Genomic DNA, 24340 nt, shown 5'->3' with positions numbered 1-24340 from the left:
CGATCGCGGCCATGTGTTCACCGATCGGCTCCTGCACGCGCGGGGCCGCTCCGAAACCCTGCTGCTCGGGGCCCAGACCATGGAGCCGGTGATCCGGCGGCTGTTGCCCCATGCGGAGATCACCTTCCGCCCGCGCTTTTCCCAGCTCACCTGGGCCGGGTCGAAAAAGCTTTCTCGCCTGCCCCGCCGGTCGGCCGTTGTCGCCTTCTCCGCCGCCGAGGTGTACGCCATTGCCGAATTGCTGCGCCGTGAGCGCGGCGGGGCGGCTGTAGTGATGGGCGGGCTCTCCCCGCGTACCCGCAATGCGCAGGTCGAATTGTTCCAGAATGGCGACGTCGATTTCCTCGTCGCCACCGATGCAATCGGCATGGGGCTCAATCTCGACGTCACCCACGTGGCGTTCGCCGCTGATTCCAAATATGACGGCCACCAGTTCCGTCCGCTCACCCCTGCCGAAATCGGCCAGATCGCCGGGCGCGCGGGGCGTCACATGCGCGATGGCACCTTTGGTGTGACCGGCGGCGTCGAGCCCTTCGATGATGAGACCATCCAGCGCCTCGAAGCCCATGATTTCGAGCCGGTGAAACAACTCCAGTGGCGCAACCGCAATCTCGATTTCTCCTCGCTCGACGCTCTGCATACCAGCCTGGATGCGGTTCCCACCCATCCGGGGCTCACCCGTGTCCCCGTCGCCACGGACCAACGGGCGCTGGAATTTCTGCTCCGCCGCGAGGAAGCCCGCCTTGCCGACACGCCCTCGCGGGTGGAACTGGCCTGGGCCTGCTGCCAGATTCCCGATTATCGCGACATTTCCCCTGCCGCCCATGGCGAGATCATCACGCGGATTTTCTCCGGTCTGGCCCGTCATGGACGCATCGACGCGGATTGGATTGCCGAGCAGGTCAGGTTCTGCGACAATACAACTGGCGACATCGATACGCTGTCCAACCGGATCCGCCAGATCCGGACCTGGACATTCATTTCTAACCGTAGGGACTGGCTGGAAGACCCCGCACACTGGCAACAGACCACACGAGCAATCGAGGACGCGCTGTCCGACGCCCTGCATGAAAAGCTGATCCAGCGTTTCGTGGACCGGCGCACCAGTGTGCTGATGCGGCATCTAAGAGACAAACAGATGGTATCACCCGAAATTACCGACAAAGGCGAACTCGCGATCGAAGGCCATGTGATCGGCACGATCGAAGGGTTCCGGTTCACGCTCTCGCGCATCGAGGGGGAGGCCGATTCCAAGAATCTGCGCTCCGCCGCCGCGTCGGTGGTCGCTCCGGAGATCGCCCGGCGGGCCGACAGGCTGGCCGGCGCCCCCAACGAGGAATTCGTGCTCACCACCGATGGTGTGGTGCGCTGGCGCGGCGAAGTTGTCGCCGAACTGGCTGAGGGGCCGACGCTGTTCGCCCCGCGCATCATCATCCTTGCCGATGAAAGCCTCACCGGGCCTGACCTTGAGAAGGTCGAGGATCGCCTGTCGCTGTGGCTCCGCCACACCGTCAACACCCAGCTCGAACAGGTCGTGTCCCTGCTCGAACCGGCGGAGCTAGAAGGCACCGCCCGCGGTATCGCGTTCCAGCTTGCCGAAAACCTCGGCATCGTCCCGCGCGCTGCGGTGGCCGACGAGGTCAAGAGCCTCGATCAGGACACCCGCGCCAAGCTGCGCAAGCTCGGCGTCAAGTTCGGCGCCCATCACATCTACCTGCCGCTTTCCCTCAAGCCCGCCCCGCGCGAACTCGCGCTGATTCTCTGGGGGCTGAAAAACGGTGGCGTGCGCCAGCCCGGCATTTCCGAATTGCCCCACATCATCCTGTCGGGCCGCACCTCCTTTCCCATCGATCCCAGCTTCGACAAGCGCCTGTACGAAGTCGCAGGCTTCAAGGTCGCCGGCGAGCGTATCGTACGCGTCGATATCCTTGAACGGCTGGCCGATATCATCCGCCCGCTGGTTGCCTATGACGCCAGCCGCCCGGTCGATACCCCTCCGCCCGATGGCGCCGCAGAAGCCAACGGCTTCCGTGTCACGGTGGAAATGACCTCGCTGCTGGGCTGCGCGGGCGAGGATTTCGCCTCCGTGCTCAAATCCCTGGGCTACCGCCTGCGGCGCACCCTCAAGACCCCGGCCACCGACAGCACCCCGGAAACCACCTCAACCGAGGTGTCCGCAGCCGAATCACCCGCGCCCGCAGCCGAGGCCGAAACGCCCACTCCGGTCGCCGACACCGCCAGCAGCACCCCTGCCGAGGGCGATTCTGTTCCTGCCAACACCGAACCCCAGGCAACGGCATTGGCCGCGACCGCCGACGCATCGGCTGATTCTGCTGACACCGACACCGCTGCCGCCTCTGGCGAAGACGCCACACCCGTGTCGCTCACGGGGCAGGAACCGGCTCAGACCTCTACCCAAGCCGCTGTGCCCCACGCCGATGCAACCGCGTCCGCTGCGGACGATGCCGCCGCAACGCCCCAGACCACCACGTCTGAAGCAACTGCGCCCGCACCAATCGCTGCCGATGGCGACGCGACACCCATCGGCGCTCAGGCCGAGCCGGACGCGGCCGCCGAGCCCGAATATGACGAAGTCTGGTTCCCCGCCGGTCGTCGTCCCGAGCGCACCCGCCCTCAGCGCAACCGCGCCAACCCCAGCCGCGGCCCGCGCCCGGATGGTCAGGATCGCGCCAAGAGCCCCGGTCAGGGCAAGGGCGGCAAGGGCGGCAAGCCCGGGCATCATGGCAAGGGCCCACGCGAGGACCATCGCAGCAAGGAGCGTCCACGCCCCGAGCGCCGCGAACGCCCCATCGACCCCGATTCCCCCTTCGCCGCCCTCGCGGCGCTCAAGACCCGGAAGTAATGGGGCACAGCGCAGCCGACAATGTCTGTAGGGGAGCCCCGGCTCCCCTACGTCCTTTTAGAGAGCCACTTCGCCTCGCCCAGTCATCCCGGGCGAAGACCCGGGATCCAGTATCCGGCAGCGCTGTGGTTCTATCTCCACCTCCGCCGCAGACTGAATGCCGACTCAAGGCAGGGTTGCCCCGCTGGAAAATTCTCCACCTCAGCGCACCCCTCACCCCCAGCCCATCTCCCTCAGGGGGCGAGGGGGGCTCGCTTGATAAGTGGTCGGGTTGGACCCTGCGCTCCACCAGGCCCCCCTTCTCCCCTGGTGGGAGAAGGTGCCCCGAAGGGGCGGATGAGGGGGGCGCAGCCTTAGCTTTCTCCGCTTCGAGCCGTGCTCTGGTCAATCGTGCCACTGGCACGATTGGAGGCGAGAGGGCCATGAGAGCTATGCTCGAATGGCTGGGCTGCAAAGCGAAAGGTCGTATGAGGGGTACCCTGCCTTTCAACGCCCACCTCGTCAACCAGATCGCCCTCAGTCCCCCGCCGTCATCCCGGGCAAAGACCCGGGACCCGGTATCCGGCAGCGCTAACACCACATTCTCTGCGCTGCCCCATTCGGCCCGCCGCCATGCCATCTGATCTCCCCGCCCGGCAGCGGCTCGACAAATGGCTCTGGCACGCCCGTGTGACCAAAACCCGCACCCTGGCGCAAAAGCTGGTTGCCTCCGGCGCGGTGCGGGTCAATGGTCAACGCTGCATCGCCCCCGATCAGCGGGTCGGCCCCGGCGATGGTTTGACCATCCAGTTTCCGAACCGCTTGCGCGTCCTGCGCATTGCCGCAATCGCCGATCGGCGCGGTCCGGCGGCCATCGCCACCACGCTTTACGAGGATATTTCGCCTGACCTGCAAAAACCGCAATAGGGATCGCCTGCCATAGCCCCACTTGGAATGCGCGCATCTTGAAAGCCCCGGCAAAAGAGTTTAGCAAGCCTTTGCTTGGCCCTCACGCCGACGGTGCGCCCTGACAGGGGCGCGGTACAACAGTCTGCCCAGCTTCAGGATCGTCCAATGACCTACGTCGTCACCGATAATTGCATCATGTGCAAATACATGGACTGCGTCGAAGTCTGTCCGGTGGATTGTTTCTACGAGGGCGAGAACATGCTGGTCATCCACCCCGATGAGTGCATCGACTGCGGGGTGTGCGAGCCCGAGTGCCCGGCTGAAGCGATCAGCCCTGACACCGAGGGCGGTCTGGACAAGTGGCTCGAAATCAACGCCAAATATGCCTCCTCCTGGCCCAACGTCACCGAAAAGCGTGATGAGATGGAAGGCGCAGCCGAGATGGACGGGGTCGAAGGCAAGTTCGAGAAATACTTCTCCGAGGCCCCCGGCGAAGGCGACTGACGCCCTGTGGCTGACGGACCGCGCCCAAAGCGCCTGCCTTGAAACCCGGCGCCCTCGACACCATATAGCCACTATACGTCCGTGCCGCCGTATTGCGGGGCGGGGCTGATTCGTAACTTTTGATTTTGTCGCCTAACTGTGGTATAGTTCCCACAACCAGTCGTATCAGCCCTCACGCTAACCCGTGCCCACGCAGGGCACTTTTTTGTGACACAAGCCCCAAAAGCGGAATTGCAGGCCGGAACACCTAATCCGGTTGGGAGAGTTGTGCGACTGATCTGAGCCCTTTTGGGGGTGGATGAACGCCGGAGCTCTTTCGATGCCGGAACGGTGCTTATCACCTTTCCGCGCTAGAGTGTGCGCCGGATTATGGAGAGTTGGGGTTTTTCACCGTTTTTGCGGCAAAAATCCCCGGGGCGAGGCGCGTCGGCCAAAACGAACGCACCCGTCATGGCGTCAACAGGAGTAGCCAATATGGCAACCAAAAAGACCACGCAGCGTGCGGGATTCAAGACCGGCGAATACATTGTTTATCCTGCGCACGGTGTTGGCCTCATTCAGTCCATCGAGGAGCAGGAAGTCGCAGGACTTACCCTCGAACTGTTCGTCATTTCCTTCGAGCAGGACAAGCTGACGCTTCGCGTGCCCGTTGCCAAGATCAAGTCCGTCGGCATGCGCAAGCTGGCCGAACCCGACCAGGTTGCCAAGGGTCTTGAGACCGTCACCGGTCGCGCCCGCGTCAAGCGCACCATGTGGAGCCGTCGCGCCCAGGAATATGAGGCCAAGATCAACTCCGGCGATCTGATCTCGATTGCCGAGGTGGTCCGCGATCTCTACCGCTCCGAAGACCAGCCCGAGCAGTCCTACTCCGAGCGCCAGCTTTTCGAGCAGGCCATGGACCGCATGAGCCGCGAAATCGCGTCGGTAAACAAGGTGTCGCTGACCGAAGCCGTCAAGCTCATCACCAAGAACCTGGCCAAGAGCCCCGGCCGCGGTCCCAAGGCGGAAGCCGAAGAAGCCGCCGCCTGATCGACTGGCAAGAAGACCTCATGACAGGCCGCTCCGATCTCGGGGCGGCCTTTTTTTATCGCTTACCAGTCGCTGTCGTCCATCAGCCGCGCCAGGGTGCTGCGGCCAAGAGCGCTCATCGCCGGATTGCTCTTTTCATAATACCAGACAAGGCCCATGGCCTGTTCGAACGCCCAGGCCGCCCCGCGCCGCCACTCCAGATCGCTGACCCCGAGCCCATGGCGCAGATGCGCCCGGCGTTCGCGATCGAGCAGATGCCAGCCAGCCACGAGATCGAGCGCCGGGTCTGCAGGCCCGAACCCTCCGGTATCGAGAACACCGACAAGGCGCTTGTCCCGAACCACAAGATTGCCCGGTATCAGATCCTTGTGGCTCATCACCTCGCTCTCTGGCCGCGCCGCTGTGCGAAATTGTGCCCACATGCGGCGTAGGCGAGCCACGTCAAGCAGCCCGGCACTGCGCTCCAGGCACATATCCATCCAGCCATCATGGTCTGGCAAGTGCCCGCCCCGGCCCGGCCCTGCAAACACACGTCCCGCCAGCGGGGCCGCGCGCAACCCGCTGATCAGCCGCACAAGGTCGCCAGCAAAAGCCGCGCTATCGCTCACTCCATCCGGCGTAGCGATATCGCCCTCGATCCAGGTTTGCACCGACCACGGCAAGGGATAGGCAGGCGTTGGCCGCCCGATGCCCAGTGGACGCGGGCCCGGCACCGGGGAAACCTCTGCGAACTCCACGCTGGCCCTCGCCTCGGCCTGCACCTGATTGACCAGCGCAACCGGGTCTCCTGCCTGCATAGGAAATCTTGCGGCATGGAACGACCCGATGCGAAAAATCCGATTGACCGTCCCCGCCGTGTCGAGCGGCACGATCGGCTGCCCCTTGAACTGGCCAAACTGTTCGGAGATGAGCGCCTCTGCTACCGCAGGTTCAATGTCGATCTGGTCGGCATGCATGGCCGCCGCTATTCCACCCGCACGATCTTGTATGCCGTGCCCGCCTGCACCGGGTCGCCCGGCAACAGATTGTTGAGCACGAGGAACAATTCCCGCCCGCGGTTGAGCTGCCCCATGCGCTGGGCCAGCGTGTCGGCGGTATCTCCGCTTCCGGCCCGCACAAGTCCCAGCCGGATGGTGCGCACCGCCGCGAGGTCCGAGGCCTGCGTGCGCCGCAGGCTGTCGAGGGTCTGCTGCGCAGCAGCCCGAAACGCCTGGGTGTCGTCCTTGTTGGCGAAGATGAAGCGGAACACATTGCCGTCGATCCGCGCCACCGATACATCGAAATGCCATTGGTCGGTGCGGGCCCGCCCGGTCGCTGTCTCGATGCCGTTGACGGCGCGCGTGACCACCGTCTCCGGCTGCAATCCGGCGATCCAGCCCGAACGCAGATAGTCGGCCAGCCCGGTCGAAGCGGGCACCTGCGCGCTGTCGAAGCGCAGCGCCGCCCCATCGGCGGCGACCGCCACCACCGCCTGATTGGATATTTGCAGGCTGTAGCCGTTGGGCACCGAAAAGGTCAGCCGCCATTGCGGGCTGACATAGCTGCGCCCCACCACCGCCCCCTGGCGGTTGGAATCGCCGAACGTGATGCCCTCGATGGCATCGAGATAACCCTGCCGGTCCGTGGTCCCCGTTCCCGGCGCGCCGTAATTGCGCGCTTCGCTGATCGCCTTCTGGATACGGTCGGGCGTCGAGGGGTGCGAGGACAGGAAATCCTCACCGGTGCTCGATGCGCTGACGAATTGCGCAAACCGGCCCATGGCGGTGAGGAAACGCGCCGCCGCATGAGGATCATACCCGGCTCCCGCCGCGATCTTGATCCCTTCCCGGTCCGCTTCCAGCTCCTGATTCTGGCTGAACGCCGCCAGGTTCTGCGCGGTGCGCTCGGCGGTAGCGTTGGGATCGATCACTCCGCCCAGAACACCGGTGATCACCCGGTCGACGAGTTCCGACGTCCGCACCCGCGCCGAGCGCGCCCGCGCATGGCGCAGCGTGACGTGAGCGATCTCGTGGGCGATCACCGCCGCCAGTTCGCTCAGATCATTGGCCAGCGCCAGAATGCCCCGCGTCACATAGATGAACCCGCCCGGCAGCGCGAAGGCGTTGACCTCGCTCGAATCGAGGATGGTGATCGTGAACTGGGTCGAAGGCTGGCCCGCCGCCGCCAGCAGTTTCGATACCATGCGCGCCAGCATCAGTTCGGTCTTGCGGTGTTCATACACCCCGCCATAGGAGGCGATGATGCGCGGATGCTCGCGCAGCCCGATCACCGCATCCTCGGGGTCGGTGCCCGCCGGCACGGCAGGCGCCGAACCGCCGGTGCGGCGCGTGGTGATGTTCGATCCGCCGATCAGGCCCGAACATCCGGCAACCCCGGCCACGAGCACCAGGCCCGTACCGGAGAGAAAGGCGCGGCGGGTCAGCGATTGTCTGCTCATGGCCGTGCGAGAACCTCGATCTGCTCGGGGTGGGTCACTTCGATGCGCGGGCCATCGCCGCTTTCGATCCAGCCGCGCACCCGGATCAGGGCATTGTCGAGGGCCAGCGGATCGAGCCCCGCCGCCGCAAACACCCGCAATCCCGCATTCTCGATCACCACGGTGAAGTCCTCACGCCATATCCGCCCGAAATTGAGATATACCCGGTTGCCCACCGCCTCCGCGTTCAGCACCCGGCCCTCCACCAGTTCATAGCGCCCTTCGCGCTCCAGCAGATCGTCGACCTCGGACGCGTCGCGGATCGCGTAATAGGGATCGCGCCAGATGCCCGCCCGGTCCGCACGTCCTTGCGCTTCGGCGGCATAGAGCACGTCGAGACAGGAGCGATTATCGGCAAAGGAATAAACCCGCGCCAGTCCGTGCCGCAACATATCGGCCTGCACCCAAACCGGCCCGTCCTCGCCCTCCACCGTCACATGGGCCAGCGCCCGCCCGTGCCGGTCACGGGTTTCCCCGCCATAGTGAAGGGTCACCGTTTCGCCCAGAACCAGTTCTTCGATATGGGCTTTTGCCTCTTCCCCCAGCGGCCAGGCTTCAAACCCCGCGCGGCCCAGCGGCAGCTTGGGGGCCTGGATGCCCACCAGCCGCACGGTCAGTCCGGAATCAAGATCGAAGGTATCGCCGTCCGAAATCGTCACCACGCGACCGGACGGTCCCTCCCTGAGCGCCTCACAGGTCTGGGAAAGAGCAGGCTGGATGCCCGTCACGGCCAGAAAAAGAGTGGTCACGAGCAACCGTTTGAGCAAATTTGGCCTCTGCAGCGCGCCGGATTGGCTCCGGCAATTTTCATCCGCGTGAACCGCCGCACACCCCCCGAGATGCTTCGGATTCCGTTTGCCTCACCATGCACCCAATTGCGGCAAAAATCATCCATATTGTCCCGGCGCGGCCAGTTTGTTCCCCCTGTGTTGCCTTTGCGCGGCAACGCGGAGTGCGCGGAGGGCTACAGCCCGGTGCCCAGGCCCTTGCTGGCCTCGATCATCCCCGCCAGCGCCTGCACCTGCCGGTCGGCGATGCCCATCTCCCGCAAATGGCTCGCGGTATTGAGCACATAATCGACATTGGCGCCCGATTGCCCCACCGCCCGGCTCACCAGCCGGTACTGCTCGTCGAGCGAGAGCCGCCCGGCATATTGCTCATGGGTGCGGTCGGTCACAAAGGTCAGCGCCTCGACCTTTTCGCCGCTGGCCAGCCGCACCGGGCGCACCGTCTCCACATAAACGGCGGTGACCTGCTCACGCTCCTGCAGATAGGCCCGCACCGCGTCCCAATCGCTACTGGCCACCTTGAAAGCGGTGCCTACGCACGCCCCGCCCCGTTCGAGCCCGAACACCAGCCCCGGATGGTCGCGGGTGCCGCGATGGATGTGGGAATAGATGCACAGCCTGCGGTGCACGCCCCCGGCCAAGGCCCGTTCCGAGCGTTCAAACGCAAATCCGGGCCGCCAGATCAGCGAGCCGTAGCCGAAAACCCAGTGCGTGGAAGCGGAGGCAGCAGACATGGCGCCTGATGTGACACGGCCCCCGATCCCGTGCAAGCGCCCGTTTCGTCACGCCGCCGCGTTTTGCCTCATGACGCGCGCCGCCGAACCGGCTAAGAAGCCCCCATGAAGCGCTTTATCATCATGATCGTCGTCGTCATCGGCCTTGCCCTGCTGTGGATGGCCGGCTGGATGTTTGTTGCCGGACAGGTTCGCGACGAGGTTGCGATGCTGGCCACTGCCGATGGGGTCAGCGCGCCGCGCCTCGTCTGCGACGACCTCACCGTGGGCGGCGCGCCGTTCTCATTCTCGCCGCACTGCAAGGGCGCGCATCTGGTTTCGGGCGATATCGCCATCGATCTGGCCGACATCACCGGCACCGCGCTGTTTTACCGCCCCTTTCATATCCAGGTCTTCGCCACCGGCCCGGCCATGGTAACCGACGCCTTCACCGGTACCGCACAAGAGGTGCGCTGGTCCAATCTCCACGCCAGCCTGCGCCTCAACGATGGGGCCATCGAGCGGTTTTCCGCCATCGCCGATGATCTGGTCTATGCCGATACCCTTATGGGCGAAACGGTGATCGCCACCGCCGATCGCGGCGAGGTGCATCTGATCGACGCCACCCCGTCTGAGTCCCAGCCGGGCGCCGGGCGCGTCTATGATGCCTATTCCCTGTTCGATGGGATCGACAGCGCCGCCTACGATATTTCCGGCGGCAAGATCACCGTTGACGCACGGCTCTCCGGCCTGCCCGATCCGGCCCTGTGGGGCGATCCTCAGGTGCTGGGCTTCTGGCAGGCTCTGGGGGGCGAACTGACCCTGCGCGAACTCAACGCCAGCGCCGAGGGCCTGTCGCTGGTCGCCACTGGCGAGGCAAAGCTGTCCGAAGCGGGGCTGATCAATGCCAGCCTCGACCTCGCCTCAGAAGGGGTTGCCGAGCGCATCGCGCGGCTGGTGGGCGACCCGTCCATTGCCCAGATCGGTCTGGGCAGTCCCGGCGAAGACGGCGTCGCCCGTCAGCGTCTCACCATCACCAATGGCAATGTGGTGGTCGGCGTGATCCCCATCGCTGCGATCCCGCCGCTGTTTTGAGCCCAACCTGATTCGATCCGGTCAGGAACTCGTCCCGTTCTCGTGCGGACGTCCGAAGTCGGGCGCTGCGGTTTCCTGCCCCGCTTCGATGATCGAGCGGCGCACGGCGCGGGTGCGGGTGAACAATTCCTCCAGCGCCTCGCCATCGCCCACGCGCACTGCCCGCTGCAATACGCTGAGATCTTCCAGAAACCGTCCCAGCATTTCGAGCACCGCGTCGCGGTTGGTCAGAAACACGTCGCGCCACATCACCGGGTCCGACGCGGCAATGCGGGTGAAATCACGGAACCCCGACGCGGAGAACTTGATCACTTCCGATTTGGTCGCGTGTTCGAGGTCGTCCACGGTGCCCACGATATTGTAGGCCACAAGGTGCGGCACGTGGCTGGTGATGGCCAGCACCAGATCATGGTGCCCCGCCGGCATGGTTTCCACATTCGAGCCCAGCCCGCGCCAGAACGCCGCCAGCTTGTCCACCGCTTCAGGGTCCGTTCCCTCGGGCGGGGTCAACACACACCAGCGGTTCTTAAACAGCGCCGCAAACCCCGCCGCCGGGCCCGAATGCTCGGTCCCCGCCAGCGGGTGTCCGGGCACGAAATGCACACCCTCGGGCACATGCGGGCCGACGACATTGACCACATGTTCCTTGACCGATCCGACATCGGAGAGGATCGCGCCGGGCTTCAAATGCGGCCCGATCCGCCGCGCCAGCGCCTCATAGGTGCCCACCGGTGAGCACAGGATGACGAGGTCCGCCCCCTCGACCGCTTCGGCGGCATCGGTGGTGTAGATATCGCCCAGCCCCAATTCCCGCGCTTCATCGAGGGTTTCCTCGCGCCGCGTGGCAATGGCGATGGTCTTGGCGAGGCCTGCCTGCCGCGCACCGCGCGCGATAGACGAGCCGATCAGGCCGATGCCGATAAGAGCCAGTTTTTCGATCATTGTCCGTCCATGAAGTCTGCGAGGCACGCGGCCACCGCTTCCATCGCCTCGGCGCTGCCGATCGAGATGCGCAGCCCGTTATCGATGCCGTATCCACCCATTTCGCGCACCACCAGGCCCCGCGCCAGCAGCGCCGCATTGGCTTCCGCAGCCGTCTGGCCCGGTGTGTCGGGAAACAGCACCAGAATGAAATTGCCTTGGCTGGGCAGCACCCGCAGCCGGTTGGACGCGATGTGTTCCGTCAGCCAGTCGCGCCACTGCCCGTTATGGTCGCGCAGCGCCTTGGTGAACGCCACGTCCCGCGTTGCCGCTTCGGCCGCCACCTGCCCGGGCACCGAAACGTTGAACGGCCCCCTGATGCGGTTGACCGCATCGACGAGATGGTCGGGCCCGTACAGCCAGCCGATCCGCGCCGCCGCGAGCCCCACCTTCGAAAACGTCCGCACCATGACCACATTGTCACTGCGCTCGACCAGCGAAATCCCGACCCCGTAATCGTTTGCAGTCACATATTCCGCATAAGCGGAATCGATCACCAGCAGCACATGGGACGGCAGCCCGGCATGCAGCCGGTCCAGTTCAGCCGCCGACAGATAGGTGCCGGTAGGGTTGTTGGGATTGGCGAGGAACACGATTTTCGTGCGCTCAGTCACCGCCGCCAGCAGCGCGTCGACGTCCGAGCGATAGTCGGCCTCCGGTGCCACGACCGGCTCGGCTCCCGCCGCGCGGGTGATGATCGGATAGACCATGAAGCCGTATTGGCTCATGATCGCCTCGTCGCCTTCCCCCAGATAGGTCTGGGCCAGAAGGTGCAGGATTTCGTCCGACCCGGCCCCCACGATGATCCGTTCCGCGTCGATGCCGTGCACCTCGCCCAGCGCCGTCCGCAGCGCCCGCGAAGACCCTTCGGGATAGATTTCGAGCGCGTCAGCGACGCCGCGATACGCCTCGACAGCCTTGGGGCTCGCCCCAAGCGGCGACTCATTGGCCGAAAGCTTGATCACTTTCGTCTGGCCCGGCGCGCTCGACCGGCCCGGAACATAGGGGGAAATGTTGAGAATCCCCGGCTGCGGAACGGGTCTGTCGGTCATCGTGAAATCACTTGTTGGCGTTGCTTGGGCAGGTAAAGACAAGCCCTCTTGGGCCGCGCGGGACCATAGTGAAACAGCCCCCCGAACGCAATCGCCTCCGTCGTCTGCCGCCTATGATCCCAGCCGCGCCGTCTGCGGGCTCAATTCCGGACTGGCCAGCGCTTTTTCCACCCGCTTGCGCCGCACCACAGCCGGAAACTGTTCCTTTTTGGCCTTCACGCACATCGCCCCGGCAAAGGTCGGCCCGAAAACCCGCCCGATCCGCTCAAAAGCCCGCGCCGCCCGCAATACCGGCCCCGAATGGATCGGCGGCAGGAACAGGCAATCGCGCCAGGCCACGGGGGTAAACGAATGGTCGCGCAACAGCCGGTCCATCTGCGCCCGTGAATAGGGCTCGCCATACCCGAACGGGTTGGTATCGAACCCGGCCCACAGCCCGCGCCGTCGCGGCACGACGATGATCAGATGCGCATTGGGCGCACAGATCCGCCACAACTCGCGCATCAGCTCCTCGGCGTCGGCCACGTGCTCGAACGCATGGACCAGGATCACCATATCCATGGACGCATCGGTAAGCGGCATTTCCAGCGGGTCGCACAGCACCGTGTGCGATGGCCCCTCGCGCGGCCAGCTCGATGCCCCCTGCCGGGCTGGCATAAAGGCCAGCACCCGTTCGGCACCCTTGAGCGCCCCGCGCAGATAGGGTGTGGCAAAGCCCAGGCCCAAAAGGCGCTGGCCGGTCACGTCCCCGGCCAGAGCGCTCACCTGCGTGCGGATCAACTCGCGCGACAACCGCCCCAGCGGAGACTTGTAAAAGGCGATCAGGCTTTCGACGTCCGGAGTCATTGGCGCTCCATCCAGTGATGTGTGCCCTATTTGGGCTTTTGGCGGCTGCGGGTCAAACCGCTCCGTCCGATCCTTGCATGCCCTTGCCCCGCGGCCTATGGTCTGCCCGGATGTTCCTTGGGTCCACGCCCTTGCAGGCGGGGACGAAAAAGGCCAAATGGCAGGTATCGGAGTCCCGTTCCACGCGCTCCCCTCGCCATTTGGCCTTTTTCGTCATGTCCGGGCGCCAGTTCACCCGGCCTTTGTACCACACATCAAGGAGAGCCCCTCATGCCGCTCGAAATCGCCATGTTCCCCCTTCTCAGCGACAATTTCGGCTATCTGGTGCGCGATACCGCCTCGGGCCGCGTTGCGTCCATCGATGCGGGCGAAGAAAGCGCGATCGTGGCCGAGCTCGACAAGCGCGGCTGGACCCTCACCGATATTTTCGTCACCCACCACCACCCCGACCACACCGACGCCATCGCCCCGCTCAAGCGCCGCTTTCCCGATGTGAAAGTCACCGGCCCCAGCCTTGAATCGGGCAAGATTGCCGGCCTCGACACCCTGGTTTCGGGCGGCGACACCGTCAAACTGGGCGAAACCGAATTCGCCGTGATCGACGTCCCCGGCCACACCCTCGGCCACATCGCCTATTTCTCCGCCGACGCGGCGGCGCTGTTTTCCGCCGATGCGCTGTTCTCGCTCGGCGTGGGCCGCATGTTTGAAGGCGACGCCGAAGGTATGTGGAAGGGCCTTGTCCGCCTCAAGGCGCTGCCGGGCGAAACCCGCATCTATTGCGGCCACGAATATACGCTCTCGAACGCAAAGTTCGCCCTCTCGGTCGATCCCGACAACGCCGCCCTCAAGGCCCGTGCCGAAGAGGTTCAACGCCAGCTCGACGCGGGCGAAGCGACCATCCCGGCGCTATTGTCCGACGAACTCGCTGCAAACCCGTTCCTGCGCGCCGACGATCCCGAGCTTGCCAAATCCATGGACCTCGCCGGGGCCCCCGCCTGGCAGGTGTTCGGCGCCCTGCGCAAGGCCAAGGACAATTTCTGATCAATAAAAAAAAGGGGCAGCACACACTGCCCCTTTTCCTGTCTGGCGCTGGACACCCATCACCGGATCAAAAATCCTGTTCTTCCCACAGACGACCCGAAGCGCCTGACGCTCAGCCCGCGTTACAGCCGCTGCCGCAATTCGTCGATTCTCTGGATATGGGTTTCAAGCTCTGCCTTGAGCCTGAGGCGGTCGGCAGGCGTATGACGACTGCCGGCAAGGGCGCGTTCGAGCTCATCGATGGCGCGGGAAAGTTTGGCCAGAACGGCGGTCATCAAATAGCTCCGGGCTGAAAAGAAGTGCCGCCAACGGGCAGCCGAAACGGTCATGCGCCCGGCAGAACAGTCTCCCCCGTTTCGCATTCCGCGCCACCATAGTCGATTTCCCCCGAACCCAAACGGATTTTTACCCCGTTGGCGCAGAACGCTTCCGCCGCCTCACCGGCTTAGGTCCGCCGGGATACATCCGATAACATGTTGCAACGGTTTGGATAGATGCGCTGGCGGTTACCGGCTCCCGGCTCAGGACCGGGATGACAGCGGTGGGGCAAAACGGCCACTGCAGCCCATCAAGACAGCACTGTCGCATCGGAGCATCTTGCGGACACCCGGGGCTCTCCCCACACCCCATCTCCATGCGACACGAGCGCCCCGGCTCTATCCCCTAACCCACATTTCCCCCCTTGCGTTCATCCCGGACCCGATCCGGGATCCAGTAAACGGCAACGCTGCGGGCTATCGTTAGCGATGCCAAGAAAAACGAAAATCCCCGCGCTGCCCACCTTCCCTTCTCCCCGCCGGGGAGAAGGTGCCGCAAAGGGGCGGATGAGGGGCGCCGAGCTTCGCAGAAACGCGGCGGCGGCATAGCGCAACGGGTGTAGAAGGAAACGCTGGCGCCGGCGGTTACTGAATCCCGGCTCACGTCCGGGATGACAGCGGCGGGGCGAAAGGGCCACTGCAGCCCATCAAGACACCACAGTCGCATCGGAGCATCTTGCGGACAGCCGGTGCTCTCCCCACACCTCATATCCATGCGCCACGAGCGCCCCGCCTCTGTCCCCTAACCCAGTTTATCCGCTTGTGGTCATCCCGGACTTGATCCGGGATCCAGTAACCGGCAGCGCTGCGGATTGTCGCTGGCGATGCCAAGAAAAGCAAAAAGCCCAGCGCTGCCTGCCTTCCCTTCTCCCCGCCGGGGAGAAGGTGCCCCAAAAGGGGCGGATGAGGGGCGCTGAGGTCCGGCGGAGCACAGCGATTAAAGGAACACCTGCGGCCTTCGTCACAGCAGAGCAGGTAACAAAATCGCCTTCCCGCCGACGTCGCGCGGTTGCCTTGCCGAAACGAGCCGCCCCCCTGCTCGCTCAGATTCGGACGCCCGCCAGTTTTTCCATCAGCATTTTCCGGTCTTCCATCGACTGGAGCATCACCGTCATGGTCACGGTCTTGATCGGGGTCTGGGGCGGAAGGCTGAAGGCCATGCCGGGGACGTGCGCCTGCGCCCATTGCTTGAAGCGCTGGACCTTGTCAGAGCCGTTGATGGGAAAGGTATAGGTGTATTTGAAAGTCATCGTGGTCACCTTTCGCTGAAGACCCGATTCCTCCGGACGCGCGCCAATGCGCTGCGGTACGGGTGGAACCGGGGCCAGGATTGAGATCATGCTGTTTGCCCCGACGCTGCGCTTGCACTTCGCAGGCAATAACGTCAGGCGCTCAGCCTATTTTGCGGCCGCCTGTATAAAGTCGGAAATAGACATGAGATGCTGTGCGCATGCTCATTATATTGGACTTACGGCGAAAAAAGTCAAATCTGGCCCCACAATGCGGGATTAAAGCGTGTACTTGACTCTATTTGCCCCCGATTTACGGATTTACCGCTGCCAACTTACAGCCAGGCCGAAACGCGCCCTGCATTTTGCCAAAGCCATGCCCCGACATCGGCAAGATGCCGTTTTCACCGCCCGCCCCATCCAACACGCCTAACCGCGCCCCATCCCCGCGTTGCCCTCCTCCCTCACCTCCACGAGCCTCTCGGCTCCTCTCCTCAGCCTCACTCCCGCCGCGCCCTCCGCCCAGCCGGATCCTTACCGCCGCTTGCAGCGCTGCCTCGGCCCGATTTGAGACCTCCCGCGTGGATGATTTAGCCCCCCGGCCTGCCTCTATCGTGCCGCTGCTCCCCGCCCGCCTTCACCGTTTGCGCGCCGTGCCCGTCCGCCGCCCCGTTTGCGCCCCGCATGGCTCTCCCACGCGGCAGACCCTACCGAAACGCGGCACAGCGGTACCGCCCGCGCGAAAGCGCTGCACCCGCAGCCACCTGCGCAAAATCTATGATCGAAGAGAGCTTGACTCCAATGGTGATCCCGACTGGATTCGAACCAGTGACCCTCAGATTAGGAATCTGATGCTCTATCCTGCTGAGCTACGGGACCACGCCCTCCGCTTAGCAAATCACGTCCCCGTTGGGAATAAAATTTCTTATATGCGCCTCCCCAGCCCGCCCCTAGCAGAAACGCACACCCCTATGCCGCGTGTTGGCCTGCACCATCGTGGCTGCCTTCGAGGTCCCACACCAGCGTCATCACCGCCAGCGGATCCGCAGGCGCCACCAGCGACAACAGCCGCGCGCCGGCCGCCATCAGACGCCGGAATCTCGTGCGCGACGTGGAATCGGCAATCAAATCCTCCGCCGTTCCCGCCCAGCGGATCGCCTCTTCCGCTTCGAGCGCATAGAGCCGCCCCGGTGCCAGCGCTGCGCCGGCTTCACTCTCGCGCAACAGCGGATAGCGTCGTCCCGACCGTCCCGTCCACACAACGACCGCAGCCGGTGCCCCCGTGTCTGTCGCTTGTCTCACCCCGATCATGGCCACCTCGCATCCGGCCTTCTGCATCTCCTCATGCTTGTCGCGCCGCACGTCCGGACGGATCGCGTTCCGGCATCAGCCAAGCAAGAAGAACAAAAATAGAACAAATCAGCGCATGCGTCAAGGGCGCCGATGAGTCAGAATCGCACCAGACACCAAAACTGTCAACATATTGTATAAAATTTTACCACACACACTACATGCAGTAGCGCGCGCCGCCTTTCGCCCGATTACAGCTCCGCGCCGATTTCGGCTTCCAGGGCATCGAGGCGCTCGCGCAGGCGCGGTGAAATCGGGCGTGCCAGGCCCTCGCGCGCGTCTTCGAGCACCATGCGGTTGGTCTCGGTTTCGATGCGCTCGATCAATGTGGCGAGAAACTCCTCCCCACTCAGCCCCGGCAGGATCGGTTCGAGGAATTTCGCCCGCGCCGTGCCCGGCCACAGCACGAGGCTGTTGCGCCCCCAATACAGCCCCGAGGTCAGCGCCACCGGCACCACCGGCACGTCCAGCGCCAGATACATCTTGACGATCCCGCTGCGATAGGCGGGCACATCGAGCGGCGCGCGGCGCGTCCCTTCGGGAAAAATGATTACCCGCCGCCCGCGCTCCAGAGCGTCTTTTGCGCCCGCCATCATCAGCGGCAGCGCGTCCTTGCCCCGCTTGCGGTCCACCGGAATGGTGTCCATCCATTTGGCCGCCCAGCCGAACAGCGGGATGTCGAGCAGCTCTTTCTTGGCGATGAAGGCGGGGTGCCCCACATGCGGCAGAATGGCGAAAATATCCCAATCCGATTGGTGCTTGGCCCCGATGATCACTCCGCCTTCCGGGATGTTTTCCGCTCCCGTCACGCGGGTGCGAATGCCCACCAGCCAGCGCAGGAAAAACAGATTGGCGCTGTTCCAGTATTGCCCCAGCGCCCAGCCCGCTCCGCGCCAGCCCGGCGTGAGCTTGGCCATCAGCCCGATCACGATTGCCAGCGGAATCGTGTGGACGAAAAACACCAGATAAAACACCAGCGAGCGCAGAGCCTGAAAGATCATGGGTCAGTCTTTGTCTGATAAAACCGGAAGCGGCATCCCTCTGCGGACAGGCAAACCTGCCCGCTGCGCCGTCAGGAAATCTGGCTGAGAAAGCGCCGCACGGTCAACCGCGAGGTGATGGCCGTCAGCCCGGCAATCACCAGCACCACGCCGATAATGCCGAAAATCCCGCTCACTCCCAGCGCAAACTGGCCGAACAGCACCCCCAGCTGGGCGCTGGAGGTTTCCGGCACCACCGTGCTCATCGCGGTGCCCGCGAAGATGAAAAACACGATCGCCGCCAGCCCGCCCGCCAGTCCGCCCTTGAGGCCGAGCAGCAGGAAGCGTCCCTGGAATTCCCCGGCAATGAACCGGTTGGACGCGCCGATGAAATGCAGCACGTCGACGATTTCGCGGTTGGTCGACATGGTGCCGCGCGTCGCAAACACGATGGCCAGCGCCGTGGCCACAAGGATCAGCCCCAGCACCAATATGCCGGAAATCACGATCGTCCCGGCCATGGTGTTGAGCTGCACCCGCCAGGCGGCGTGGGTTTCCAGCGTCGCGCCGGGAATGGCGGCGATCTCGCTTTCCAGCCGCGCGATATCGGCGGCATTAGGGTCGGCAAGCTGCACGATCACCAGCCGCGGCACCGACAGGTCCGACAGGTCCAGCCCCGGCCCCAGCCAGGGCTCCAGCAGCGCCTCGCTCTCGGCGATGGTGAGCACCCGCGCGCTCGCCACCCCCGGCACCGCTTCCGACAGCGACACCGCCAGCCGCAAGTTGGAATCGATCACTTCCCCGTCGAGCGGGCGGATCTGGATGGTCAGCTCCCGCCCCACTTCCGCCGACCAGCCCATGGCCGATTTCTGCACCAGCAGCACGCCCCCGAAGGTGACGCAGGACAAAAACGTCATGATGCCGATCAGCAGCATCAGGGTGCGCCCCGCCACCGATTGCTCGGGCACGATGGGGTTGGGTCGGCTGAAGCTGAGCTTGATCCCCTCACTCATGGATGGTCAGCTCCCCTTCGTTCAAGAGCATGCGCGGATAGTCGAACTTGTCGAGCAGCGCCACCTCGTGGGTGGCAAGAATAATCGTGGTGCCCATCCGGTTGAGCTGTTCGAACAGATGCAGCAAGCGCTCGGACAGTTCCGGGTCGACGTTCCCGGTCGGCTCGTCCGCCAAAAGGATATCGGGATTGCCGATCACCGCCCTAGCGATGGCCGCGCGCTGCTTTTCCCCGCCCGAGAGCACCGCCGGCTGCGCATCCATGCGGTCGCCCAGCCCGACCCAGTCGAGCAGTTCTTCCACATTGCCGCGATAGCTCGCCTCGGTCTGCCCGCGCACCCGCAGCGGCAGCGCGACGTTTTCAAACGTGGTCAGGTGATCGAGCAGCCGGAATTCCTGGAACACGATGCCGATATGGCGGCGCATCTGCAACAGCCGGTCGCGGTCGAGATCGGTCACGTCCTCGCCGAACATCGAGACGGCCCCGCGCGTGGGCTTGAGCGAGAGCAGCAGCAGCCGCAACAGCGAGGTCTTGCCCGACCCCGATGGCCCGGTCAGGAAATGAAACGACCCCGGCGAAATCGAAAAGGTCAGGTCTTTGAGGATTTCCGGCCCGTGACCGTATCTAAGGCCAACATTGTCGAACGCGATCAAACCGAACCCTTCCCGCGAATCAAATCTGGGTGGCGGCATACTAGAGCGTTTCCAGACCAAGTGTGTACCACTTGTTCGGTTCGCAAGCGCGACAAAACAAGGAGTTCAGGGCGCACAGCCATCCGATGGACTCGATGAAAAACGCCCCTGATTCCGGTCGCCGCGCCGCCCGCAATATCCGCCATGCCCTGCCCATGCCCGCCGATCGGGACGGCTTTGCGGCACGGCTCCGCTTTCCCCAGCTTTTTCGCGCCGACCCGGCCCACGCCGCCTGCTCCGGCCCCCGCGTTTGAGGAGTCTTAACCCCCCATGCCCTAGGTTTCAGGCCAACCTATTGTGCTCAACCGCCGGGCTCTTTTCGCGTGCTCATCACCTGCCCCAATTGCCAGACCCGCTACAGGGTAGCGTCCGATGCGCTCAGCGCCGCCGGGCGGCAGGTCCAGTGCGCCAATTGCGCCGGCCTTTGGTACGCAACGCCGGGTTTCCCCGCTCCGCCCGCGGCCACAGACCCCGATCCCAGCGATGATGAACTGGCGTTCCGCGCCGATCGCGACGTGCTGTTTTCCCCCGCCGACGAAGCGCTGCTCGATGCCGCCTTCCTCCAGATCGAGCCCCAATCCGCCTTTCCGGCATCCGAACCGCCCGAAGCGGACGCTGCACCCGTTTCCCCCGATCTGCCCGCGCCCGAAGACGACGCGCCCTTTCCCCCGCAGCCCTTCGATGCCGCCGGACACTCGGCGCGCACAAGGGCGCTGGCCCGCAGGCGGCGCGGCATGCTGGCCGCCATGCCGCTGGCCCGGTTCCGCCGCGCCATGCGGGTGGTCATCTTCACCGTGCTGATCGGCGTGGTGGCCGCCGGGCTCGTGCTGCGCACCCCCATCGTTGCCGCCCTTCCGCAGATGGACGGGCTCTATCGCCTTGTCGGGCTGGGCACCAATGTGATCGGGCTCGACTTTGTCGACGTTAAGACTTTGCGAACCACCCGCGACGGAAACAGCGTCATCATCGTCAACGCTAAGATTTCCAACATAACGAATCGCTTAGCCTTCGTTCCATCGGTGCTCGTTTCGCTTTTGGATGCCGATGATGAGGTGCTTTACGAGTGGACGGTCAATCCGGCCACCCGCAACATTCTGCCCGGCGACGTGCTTGCCGTCGATGCCCAGCTCACCGGCCCTCCGCAAGGGGCGACCACGGTGAGGCTGAGCTTCGTCGAAGGCAGGCGGGAGCGGAACCGGTGAGCCCGCTCACGGGTTGAAGAACGCACAAGAGTTTAGGATCGGGACGGGCCGTTGGCCGGTTCCAGAAAACGACGGGGGTTGACCCAGCCATGGCACGTATTCTTGTTGCCGAAGACGATGACAACGTCCGCGCATTCGTAACCCGGGCGCTGGAAATGTCTGGCCATGAGGTTATTGAAACCTCCGATGGCGGGCTCGCGCTCGAAGCCGCCATTGCCGAAGAAGGCCGCTTCGACCTGCTGTTGTCCGACATCAAGATGCCGGTGATGGACGGCATTGGTCTGGCGCTCGCTGTCGGCGCGCAGTTCCCCGATATCACCATCCTCCTGATGACCGGCTTTGCCGACCAGCGCGAACGCGCCCACGGCCTCGACGCCCTGATCTATGACGTCCTCGGCAAGCCCTTTTCGCTCGCCCAGCTGGTCGAAAAGGTCAACGACGCCCTCTCCGGCATCCCCGCCGAAATCATCCCCCTCGCCCGCTCGGCGCTGTGAGGGGATGGGCGGGCTTTCCGCCGCTGCCATGTCTCCCATGCCATCCCATACAGGGCTGCAAGCCTACGGATCAATGAGCAGCCGCTGATCGCTTTCGATCCGAGATCAAAACGCACCCAGACGCTCCCCCGTCCGCTTCCGACCCATTCAAGCCGTTCAAGAGCTTGATCGCGGGATCACAAACCGAACATAGAGCGACAGACAAAACGTGTCGCAGGTTTTTGGGATTTTGCGATATCAGCAACGGACTCTGCGCTTCTATGCAGCGTCTCGGAGGTCGAACATCGAGCGGAATTGGCGCAAGCTCGACGGCGTGAATGTGACAATGCGCGTCGATTTGTCCACGCGCGCCCAGCCCATCTCGACAAACCGTGCGAGCATCGCTCGCCCAAGACTGCCCGCCAGATGCGAGCGACGTTCGCTCCAATCGAGACACTCCCGGCATAGCTCCGAGCGGCTGGCGGTTAGCTTACCAACGTCGATACCTAGCCCGGCCGCAAAGTCCCGACCCGGTTCAGTCAGCCGCAATCGGCCGCCATCCCACGCGAGATAACCTTGCGCCACCAGGCTGTCAAACATCTGGACACCCATGTCGCCGGCCAGATGATTATAGCAGATGCGAGCCTGTCGCAGTGCCTTGTCCTTTGGACCTGTGCGACTGCGGAGAAGTCCGGAATCGGCGGCAAGGCCCATAAGAGCCTCCAGAACGCTCGCCACCTCGGTCGATGCGAGCGCGAAATATTTATGACGGCCTTGTTTGCGCGGAAGCAATAGCCCGCCCTCGTGCAGCCGGGCAAGATGCGAACTCGCCGTCTGCGCTGTGATCCCGGCCTCGGCAGCCAGTTCGGTTGCGGTAAGCGCCTTACCGCTCATCAACGCGACCAGCATGTTCGCACGGGCAGGATCACCGATCAAAGCGGCAATGCGGGCGATATCCGGACCTTCTTTCATAGTTCGATCCTAACCGAAACATGTGCGGCACAACATCCCTTATCTTTGGCCTGAATCAACCGGAGAAACCGCCATGCTGACTTGCATCATCCGCTATCACATCGACCCGACCAAGAAGGAGAAGTTCGCCCAATACGCCCGCAACTGGGGGGAGGCGATCCCGCGTTGCGGTGCGGACCTCATAGGTTATTTCGCGCCGCATGAAGGATCGACCACGCTGGCTTATGGTATCTACAATATCGCCAGCCTTGCCGATTACGAGACTTATCGCGCACGGCTGGCCGCTGACCCGCTCGGCCGCGAGAACTACGAATTCTCCATGCGCGAGCGGTTTCTGCTGCGCGAGGACCGGACCTTCCTCAAGCTCGCCTCCGCGCCGCATGGGAGCAAGACATGATCGCGGTCATCTTCGAGGTTGAACCAGCCGAAGGACAGGAAGCCGCCTATCTCGATACCGCCGCCGAGTTGCGGTCGCTTCTCGACGGGTCCGAAGGATTTATTTCGGTCGAGCGGTTCAAGAGCCTCACCAATCCGGACAAGGTGCTTTCGCTATCCTTCTTCGAGAGCGAAGACGCCGTGGTTCGCTGGCGCAATACAGCCGAACACAGACGCGCGCAGGCGATGGGGCGCGGCGGCGTTTTTCGCGAATACCGTCTGCGCATCGCTCAGGTCATGCGCGACTACGGCATGACTGAGCGCGACCAAGCTCCTTCGGACAGCCGAGCCGCGCACAATTCATGAAGGCCGTCGGGAAAGCCACCCGAACAGTGCTGACGCGATTATCCTAAGCCGAAGTCAAAATCGTCGGTACTGCCCGTCCAAGAAAATTTCCGTCGCTAAAGTCAGGCTCGAAAGCCTCTCTTGCGCGACGGTTTCTTGCGTCGCTGGAAGACAACTTCCGCCCCTTCCAGCCCAAAACCCGTCTGTCCCCTTCCCACCCCGCTTCAGCCCCCCTTACCCCAACCACTCCGGCACGCTGTCCAGCCCAATCAGCTCATCAAGCGTCTGGCGCGGGCGGATGGCGTGCCAGCGGGGGCCATCGACCAGCACTTCGGGGATCAGCGGGCGGGTGTTGTAGGTCCCGCTCATTACAGCCCCATAGGCTCCCGCCGTCATTGCCGCCAAAAGGTCGCCTTCGGCCAGCTTGGGCAGTTCGCGATCGAGCGCGAGATAGTCGCCGGTTTCGCACACCGGCCCCACCACATCAGCGCGGTTGAGCTTGGCGTCCGCCGCCGCTTCGCTCACCGGCAGAATATCGTGATGGGCCTCATAGAGCGTTGGCCGCAGCAAATCGTTCATCGCCGCATCGACGATGACGAAGGTCTTGCGCCCGGTGCGCTTGATATATTCCACCTTCATCACCAGAATTCCGGCATTGCCCGCGATCAGCCGGCCCGGCTCGATGATCAGCTTGCAGCCCAGCGAGGCGATGCGGGATTTGACCACTTCGGCATAGGCCAGCGGGTCCGGCGGCGCAGGCGCGTCGTGGCGATAGGGTATGCCCAGCCCGCCGCCCACATCCACATGCTCGATGGTGTGGCCTTCGGCCCGCAGCCGCCCCACCAGGTCCGCCATCAGCGCAAAGGCGTTATCGAACGGCTCCAGATCGGTGATCTGGCTGCCGATATGCATATCGACACCCACCGCCCGCAAATTCTCCGCCTGGGCGATGCGCGCATACACTTCTTCGGCCCGCTCGAACGGAATGCCGAACTTGTTTTCCGACTTTCCAGTCGAGATCTTGGCGTGGGTCCTGGCGTCCACATCGGGGTTCACCCGCATCGACACCGGGGCGACCACGCCCATCTCGCGCGCCACCCGGTCGAGCCGGTCCAGT

Annotated in this window: 26 protein-coding genes and 1 tRNA gene; 11 read left to right on the top strand and 16 right to left on the bottom strand. The window is 64.1% G+C overall.

The features are described from left to right. The 4 genes from VNS12_RS10440 to VNS12_RS10425 all read left to right on the top strand — a co-directional run. On the top strand, positions 1 to 2863 hold a 2863-nt coding region (locus VNS12_RS10440), incomplete at its 5' end, for a helicase-related protein (RefSeq protein ID WP_325487772.1). 612 nt (positions 2864 to 3475) lie between these two features. Beyond that, the gene (locus VNS12_RS10435; protein ID WP_325487771.1) at positions 3476 to 3769 is read left to right on the top strand and encodes an RNA-binding S4 domain-containing protein; all 294 of its coding nucleotides are present in this window, start codon (positions 3476 to 3478) and stop codon (positions 3767 to 3769) included. A 147-nt stretch (positions 3770 to 3916) separates the two neighbouring features. Next, positions 3917 to 4255 carry a ferredoxin FdxA gene (gene fdxA / locus VNS12_RS10430; protein ID WP_325487770.1) on the top strand — a complete coding sequence of 113 codons (339 nt, stop codon included), beginning with the start codon at positions 3917 to 3919 and terminating at the stop codon, positions 4253 to 4255. Positions 4256 to 4729: 474 nt separating this feature from the next. Further along, positions 4730 to 5284, top strand: a complete 555-nt coding sequence (locus VNS12_RS10425; RefSeq protein WP_325487769.1) for a CarD family transcriptional regulator — start codon at positions 4730 to 4732, stop codon at positions 5282 to 5284. A 62-nt stretch (positions 5285 to 5346) separates the two neighbouring features. Here the strand turns inward: VNS12_RS10425 and VNS12_RS10420 are convergent, their stop codons facing one another. The 4 genes from VNS12_RS10420 to VNS12_RS10405 all read right to left on the bottom strand — a co-directional run bounded on the left by VNS12_RS10420 (position 5347) and on the right by VNS12_RS10405 (position 9282). Continuing rightward, positions 5347 to 6240 (bottom strand): aminoglycoside phosphotransferase family protein, encoded by an 894-nt coding sequence (locus VNS12_RS10420; protein WP_325487768.1) that lies wholly within the window; start codon positions 6238 to 6240, stop codon positions 5347 to 5349. An 8-nt stretch (positions 6241 to 6248) separates the two neighbouring features. Next, positions 6249 to 7721 (bottom strand): M48 family metalloprotease, encoded by a 1473-nt coding sequence (locus tag VNS12_RS10415; protein ID WP_325487767.1) that lies wholly within the window; start codon positions 7719 to 7721, stop codon positions 6249 to 6251. Further along, the gene (locus VNS12_RS10410) at positions 7718 to 8509 is read right to left on the bottom strand and encodes a thermonuclease family protein (protein WP_325487766.1); all 792 of its coding nucleotides are present in this window, start codon (positions 8507 to 8509) and stop codon (positions 7718 to 7720) included. The genes VNS12_RS10415 and VNS12_RS10410 overlap by 4 nt, the downstream gene beginning before the upstream one ends. Before the next feature lie 215 nt (positions 8510 to 8724). Further along, positions 8725 to 9282 (bottom strand): gamma-glutamylcyclotransferase, encoded by a 558-nt coding sequence (locus VNS12_RS10405; protein ID WP_325487765.1) that lies wholly within the window; start codon positions 9280 to 9282, stop codon positions 8725 to 8727. A 105-nt stretch (positions 9283 to 9387) separates the two neighbouring features. Here VNS12_RS10405 and VNS12_RS10400 point away from each other — a divergent pair, with 105 nt between their 5' ends. Beyond that, on the top strand, positions 9388 to 10356 hold the full coding sequence (locus tag VNS12_RS10400; RefSeq protein WP_325487764.1) for a DUF2125 domain-containing protein: 969 nt from the start codon (positions 9388 to 9390) through the stop codon (positions 10354 to 10356). Positions 10357 to 10377: 21 nt separating this feature from the next. Here VNS12_RS10400 and VNS12_RS10395 read toward each other — a convergent pair whose 3' ends face one another. The 3 genes from VNS12_RS10395 to VNS12_RS10385 form a co-directional block, all read right to left on the bottom strand. Beyond that, complete coding sequence (locus tag VNS12_RS10395) at positions 10378 to 11298, bottom strand: prephenate/arogenate dehydrogenase family protein (RefSeq protein WP_325487763.1); 921 nt, start codon at positions 11296 to 11298, stop codon at positions 10378 to 10380. After that, complete coding sequence (gene hisC / locus VNS12_RS10390) at positions 11295 to 12389, bottom strand: histidinol-phosphate transaminase (protein WP_325487762.1); 1095 nt, start codon at positions 12387 to 12389, stop codon at positions 11295 to 11297. Before hisC ends, VNS12_RS10395 begins: the two co-directional genes overlap by 4 nt. Positions 12390 to 12500: 111 nt before the next feature. Next, the gene (locus VNS12_RS10385; protein WP_325487761.1) at positions 12501 to 13235 is read right to left on the bottom strand and encodes a methyltransferase domain-containing protein; all 735 of its coding nucleotides are present in this window, start codon (positions 13233 to 13235) and stop codon (positions 12501 to 12503) included. Between the two features lie 270 nt (positions 13236 to 13505). Here VNS12_RS10385 and gloB point away from each other — a divergent pair, with 270 nt between their 5' ends. After that, entirely contained in the window at positions 13506 to 14276 is a 771-nt protein-coding gene (gloB, locus tag VNS12_RS10380) for a hydroxyacylglutathione hydrolase (RefSeq protein WP_325487760.1), read from the top strand. Between the two features lie 122 nt (positions 14277 to 14398). Here the strand turns inward: gloB and VNS12_RS10375 are convergent, their stop codons facing one another. From VNS12_RS10375 to ftsE, 7 genes are all read right to left on the bottom strand, one after another. Then, on the bottom strand, positions 14399 to 14551 hold the full coding sequence (locus VNS12_RS10375; RefSeq protein WP_325487759.1) for a hypothetical protein: 153 nt from the start codon (positions 14549 to 14551) through the stop codon (positions 14399 to 14401). Between the two features lie 1085 nt (positions 14552 to 15636). Continuing rightward, positions 15637 to 15843 carry a hypothetical protein gene (locus tag VNS12_RS10370; protein WP_325487758.1) on the bottom strand — a complete coding sequence of 69 codons (207 nt, stop codon included), beginning with the start codon at positions 15841 to 15843 and terminating at the stop codon, positions 15637 to 15639. Positions 15844 to 16624: 781 nt separating this feature from the next. Further along, positions 16625 to 16701: transfer RNA gene (locus VNS12_RS10365), tRNA-Arg, on the bottom strand. A 90-nt stretch (positions 16702 to 16791) separates the two neighbouring features. Further along, on the bottom strand, positions 16792 to 17184 hold the full coding sequence (locus VNS12_RS10360) for a hypothetical protein (RefSeq protein ID WP_325487757.1): 393 nt from the start codon (positions 17182 to 17184) through the stop codon (positions 16792 to 16794). A 179-nt stretch (positions 17185 to 17363) separates the two neighbouring features. After that, a complete protein-coding gene (locus tag VNS12_RS10355) occupies positions 17364 to 18173 on the bottom strand; it encodes a lysophospholipid acyltransferase family protein (RefSeq protein ID WP_325487756.1) in 810 nt (269 codons plus the stop codon). Positions 18174 to 18244: 71 nt separating this feature from the next. Continuing rightward, complete coding sequence (locus tag VNS12_RS10350; RefSeq protein WP_325487755.1) at positions 18245 to 19165, bottom strand: cell division protein FtsX; 921 nt, start codon at positions 19163 to 19165, stop codon at positions 18245 to 18247. Next, the gene (ftsE, locus tag VNS12_RS10345; protein ID WP_325487773.1) at positions 19158 to 19817 is read right to left on the bottom strand and encodes a cell division ATP-binding protein FtsE; all 660 of its coding nucleotides are present in this window, start codon (positions 19815 to 19817) and stop codon (positions 19158 to 19160) included. The genes VNS12_RS10350 and ftsE overlap by 8 nt, the downstream gene beginning before the upstream one ends. 134 nt (positions 19818 to 19951) lie before the next feature. Between ftsE and VNS12_RS10340 the strand changes: the two genes are divergently transcribed. The 3 genes from VNS12_RS10340 (at position 19952) to VNS12_RS10330 (ending at position 21552) form a co-directional block, all read left to right on the top strand. After that, positions 19952 to 20110, top strand: a complete 159-nt coding sequence (locus tag VNS12_RS10340) for a hypothetical protein (RefSeq protein ID WP_325487754.1) — start codon at positions 19952 to 19954, stop codon at positions 20108 to 20110. Positions 20111 to 20179: 69 nt separating this feature from the next. After that, a complete protein-coding gene (locus tag VNS12_RS10335) occupies positions 20180 to 21058 on the top strand; it encodes an MJ0042-type zinc finger domain-containing protein (protein ID WP_325487753.1) in 879 nt (292 codons plus the stop codon). Between the two features lie 89 nt (positions 21059 to 21147). Continuing rightward, positions 21148 to 21552 (top strand): response regulator, encoded by a 405-nt coding sequence (locus VNS12_RS10330; protein WP_325487752.1) that lies wholly within the window; start codon positions 21148 to 21150, stop codon positions 21550 to 21552. Between the two features lie 258 nt (positions 21553 to 21810). Here VNS12_RS10330 and VNS12_RS10325 read toward each other — a convergent pair whose 3' ends face one another. Beyond that, entirely contained in the window at positions 21811 to 22503 is a 693-nt protein-coding gene (locus VNS12_RS10325; RefSeq protein WP_325487751.1) for an ArsR/SmtB family transcription factor, read from the bottom strand. 73 nt (positions 22504 to 22576) lie between these two features. Here VNS12_RS10325 and VNS12_RS10320 point away from each other — a divergent pair, with 73 nt between their 5' ends. Together VNS12_RS10320 and VNS12_RS10315 are read left to right on the top strand one after the other, a co-directional pair. Then, positions 22577 to 22900: an NIPSNAP family protein gene (locus tag VNS12_RS10320; RefSeq protein WP_325487750.1), complete on the top strand. Its 324-nt coding sequence runs from the start codon at positions 22577 to 22579 to the stop codon at positions 22898 to 22900. Next, the gene (locus VNS12_RS10315; RefSeq protein ID WP_325487749.1) at positions 22897 to 23244 is read left to right on the top strand and encodes an antibiotic biosynthesis monooxygenase family protein; all 348 of its coding nucleotides are present in this window, start codon (positions 22897 to 22899) and stop codon (positions 23242 to 23244) included. Before VNS12_RS10320 ends, VNS12_RS10315 begins: the two co-directional genes overlap by 4 nt. 213 nt (positions 23245 to 23457) lie before the next feature. On the opposite strand, the gene lysA is transcribed toward VNS12_RS10315, so the two are convergent. After that, positions 23458 to 24340 (bottom strand): diaminopimelate decarboxylase (lysA, locus tag VNS12_RS10310; protein WP_325487748.1); only part of this gene is annotated, 883 nt, incomplete at its 5' end.

It is taken from the genome of Pelagibacterium sp. (genome assembly GCF_035555455.1).
In the GTDB taxonomy this organism is placed as follows: Bacteria; Pseudomonadota; Alphaproteobacteria; order Rhizobiales; family Devosiaceae; genus Pelagibacterium.
The sequence above is the reverse complement of the archived record's forward strand: the minus strand, read 5'-3'. Positions and strand labels throughout refer to the sequence as shown.

Bases quoted from the DNA above. Each gene is read 5' to 3' on its own strand.
- VNS12_RS10420 (WP_325487768.1), bottom strand. From the start codon at position 6,240: ATGCATGCCGACCAGATCGACATTGAACCTGCGGTAGCAGAGGCGCTC.
- VNS12_RS10385 (WP_325487761.1), bottom strand. From the start codon at position 13,235: ATGACTCCGGACGTCGAAAGCCTGATCGCCTTTTACAAGTCTCCGCTG.
- VNS12_RS10435 (WP_325487771.1), top strand. From the start codon at position 3,476: ATGCCATCTGATCTCCCCGCCCGGCAGCGGCTCGACAAATGGCTCTGG.
- VNS12_RS10340 (WP_325487754.1), top strand. From the start codon at position 19,952: ATGAAAAACGCCCCTGATTCCGGTCGCCGCGCCGCCCGCAATATCCGC.
- VNS12_RS10355 (WP_325487756.1), bottom strand. From the start codon at position 18,173: ATGATCTTTCAGGCTCTGCGCTCGCTGGTGTTTTATCTGGTGTTTTTC.
- VNS12_RS10395 (WP_325487763.1), bottom strand. From the start codon at position 11,298: ATGATCGAAAAACTGGCTCTTATCGGCATCGGCCTGATCGGCTCGTCT.
- fdxA (WP_325487770.1), top strand. From the start codon at position 3,917: ATGACCTACGTCGTCACCGATAATTGCATCATGTGCAAATACATGGAC.
- VNS12_RS10330 (WP_325487752.1), top strand. From the start codon at position 21,148: ATGGCACGTATTCTTGTTGCCGAAGACGATGACAACGTCCGCGCATTC.
- VNS12_RS10370 (WP_325487758.1), bottom strand. From the start codon at position 15,843: ATGACTTTCAAATACACCTATACCTTTCCCATCAACGGCTCTGACAAG.
- gloB (WP_325487760.1), top strand. From the start codon at position 13,506: ATGCCGCTCGAAATCGCCATGTTCCCCCTTCTCAGCGACAATTTCGGC.
- VNS12_RS10315 (WP_325487749.1), top strand. From the start codon at position 22,897: ATGATCGCGGTCATCTTCGAGGTTGAACCAGCCGAAGGACAGGAAGCC.
- VNS12_RS10415 (WP_325487767.1), bottom strand. From the start codon at position 7,721: ATGAGCAGACAATCGCTGACCCGCCGCGCCTTTCTCTCCGGTACGGGC.
- VNS12_RS10350 (WP_325487755.1), bottom strand. From the start codon at position 19,165: ATGAGTGAGGGGATCAAGCTCAGCTTCAGCCGACCCAACCCCATCGTG.
- VNS12_RS10325 (WP_325487751.1), bottom strand. From the start codon at position 22,503: ATGAAAGAAGGTCCGGATATCGCCCGCATTGCCGCTTTGATCGGTGAT.
- VNS12_RS10405 (WP_325487765.1), bottom strand. From the start codon at position 9,282: ATGTCTGCTGCCTCCGCTTCCACGCACTGGGTTTTCGGCTACGGCTCG.
- VNS12_RS10400 (WP_325487764.1), top strand. From the start codon at position 9,388: ATGAAGCGCTTTATCATCATGATCGTCGTCGTCATCGGCCTTGCCCTG.
- hisC (WP_325487762.1), bottom strand. From the start codon at position 12,389: ATGACCGACAGACCCGTTCCGCAGCCGGGGATTCTCAACATTTCCCCC.
- VNS12_RS10425 (WP_325487769.1), top strand. From the start codon at position 4,730: ATGGCAACCAAAAAGACCACGCAGCGTGCGGGATTCAAGACCGGCGAA.
- VNS12_RS10320 (WP_325487750.1), top strand. From the start codon at position 22,577: ATGCTGACTTGCATCATCCGCTATCACATCGACCCGACCAAGAAGGAG.
- VNS12_RS10375 (WP_325487759.1), bottom strand. From the start codon at position 14,551: ATGACCGCCGTTCTGGCCAAACTTTCCCGCGCCATCGATGAGCTCGAA.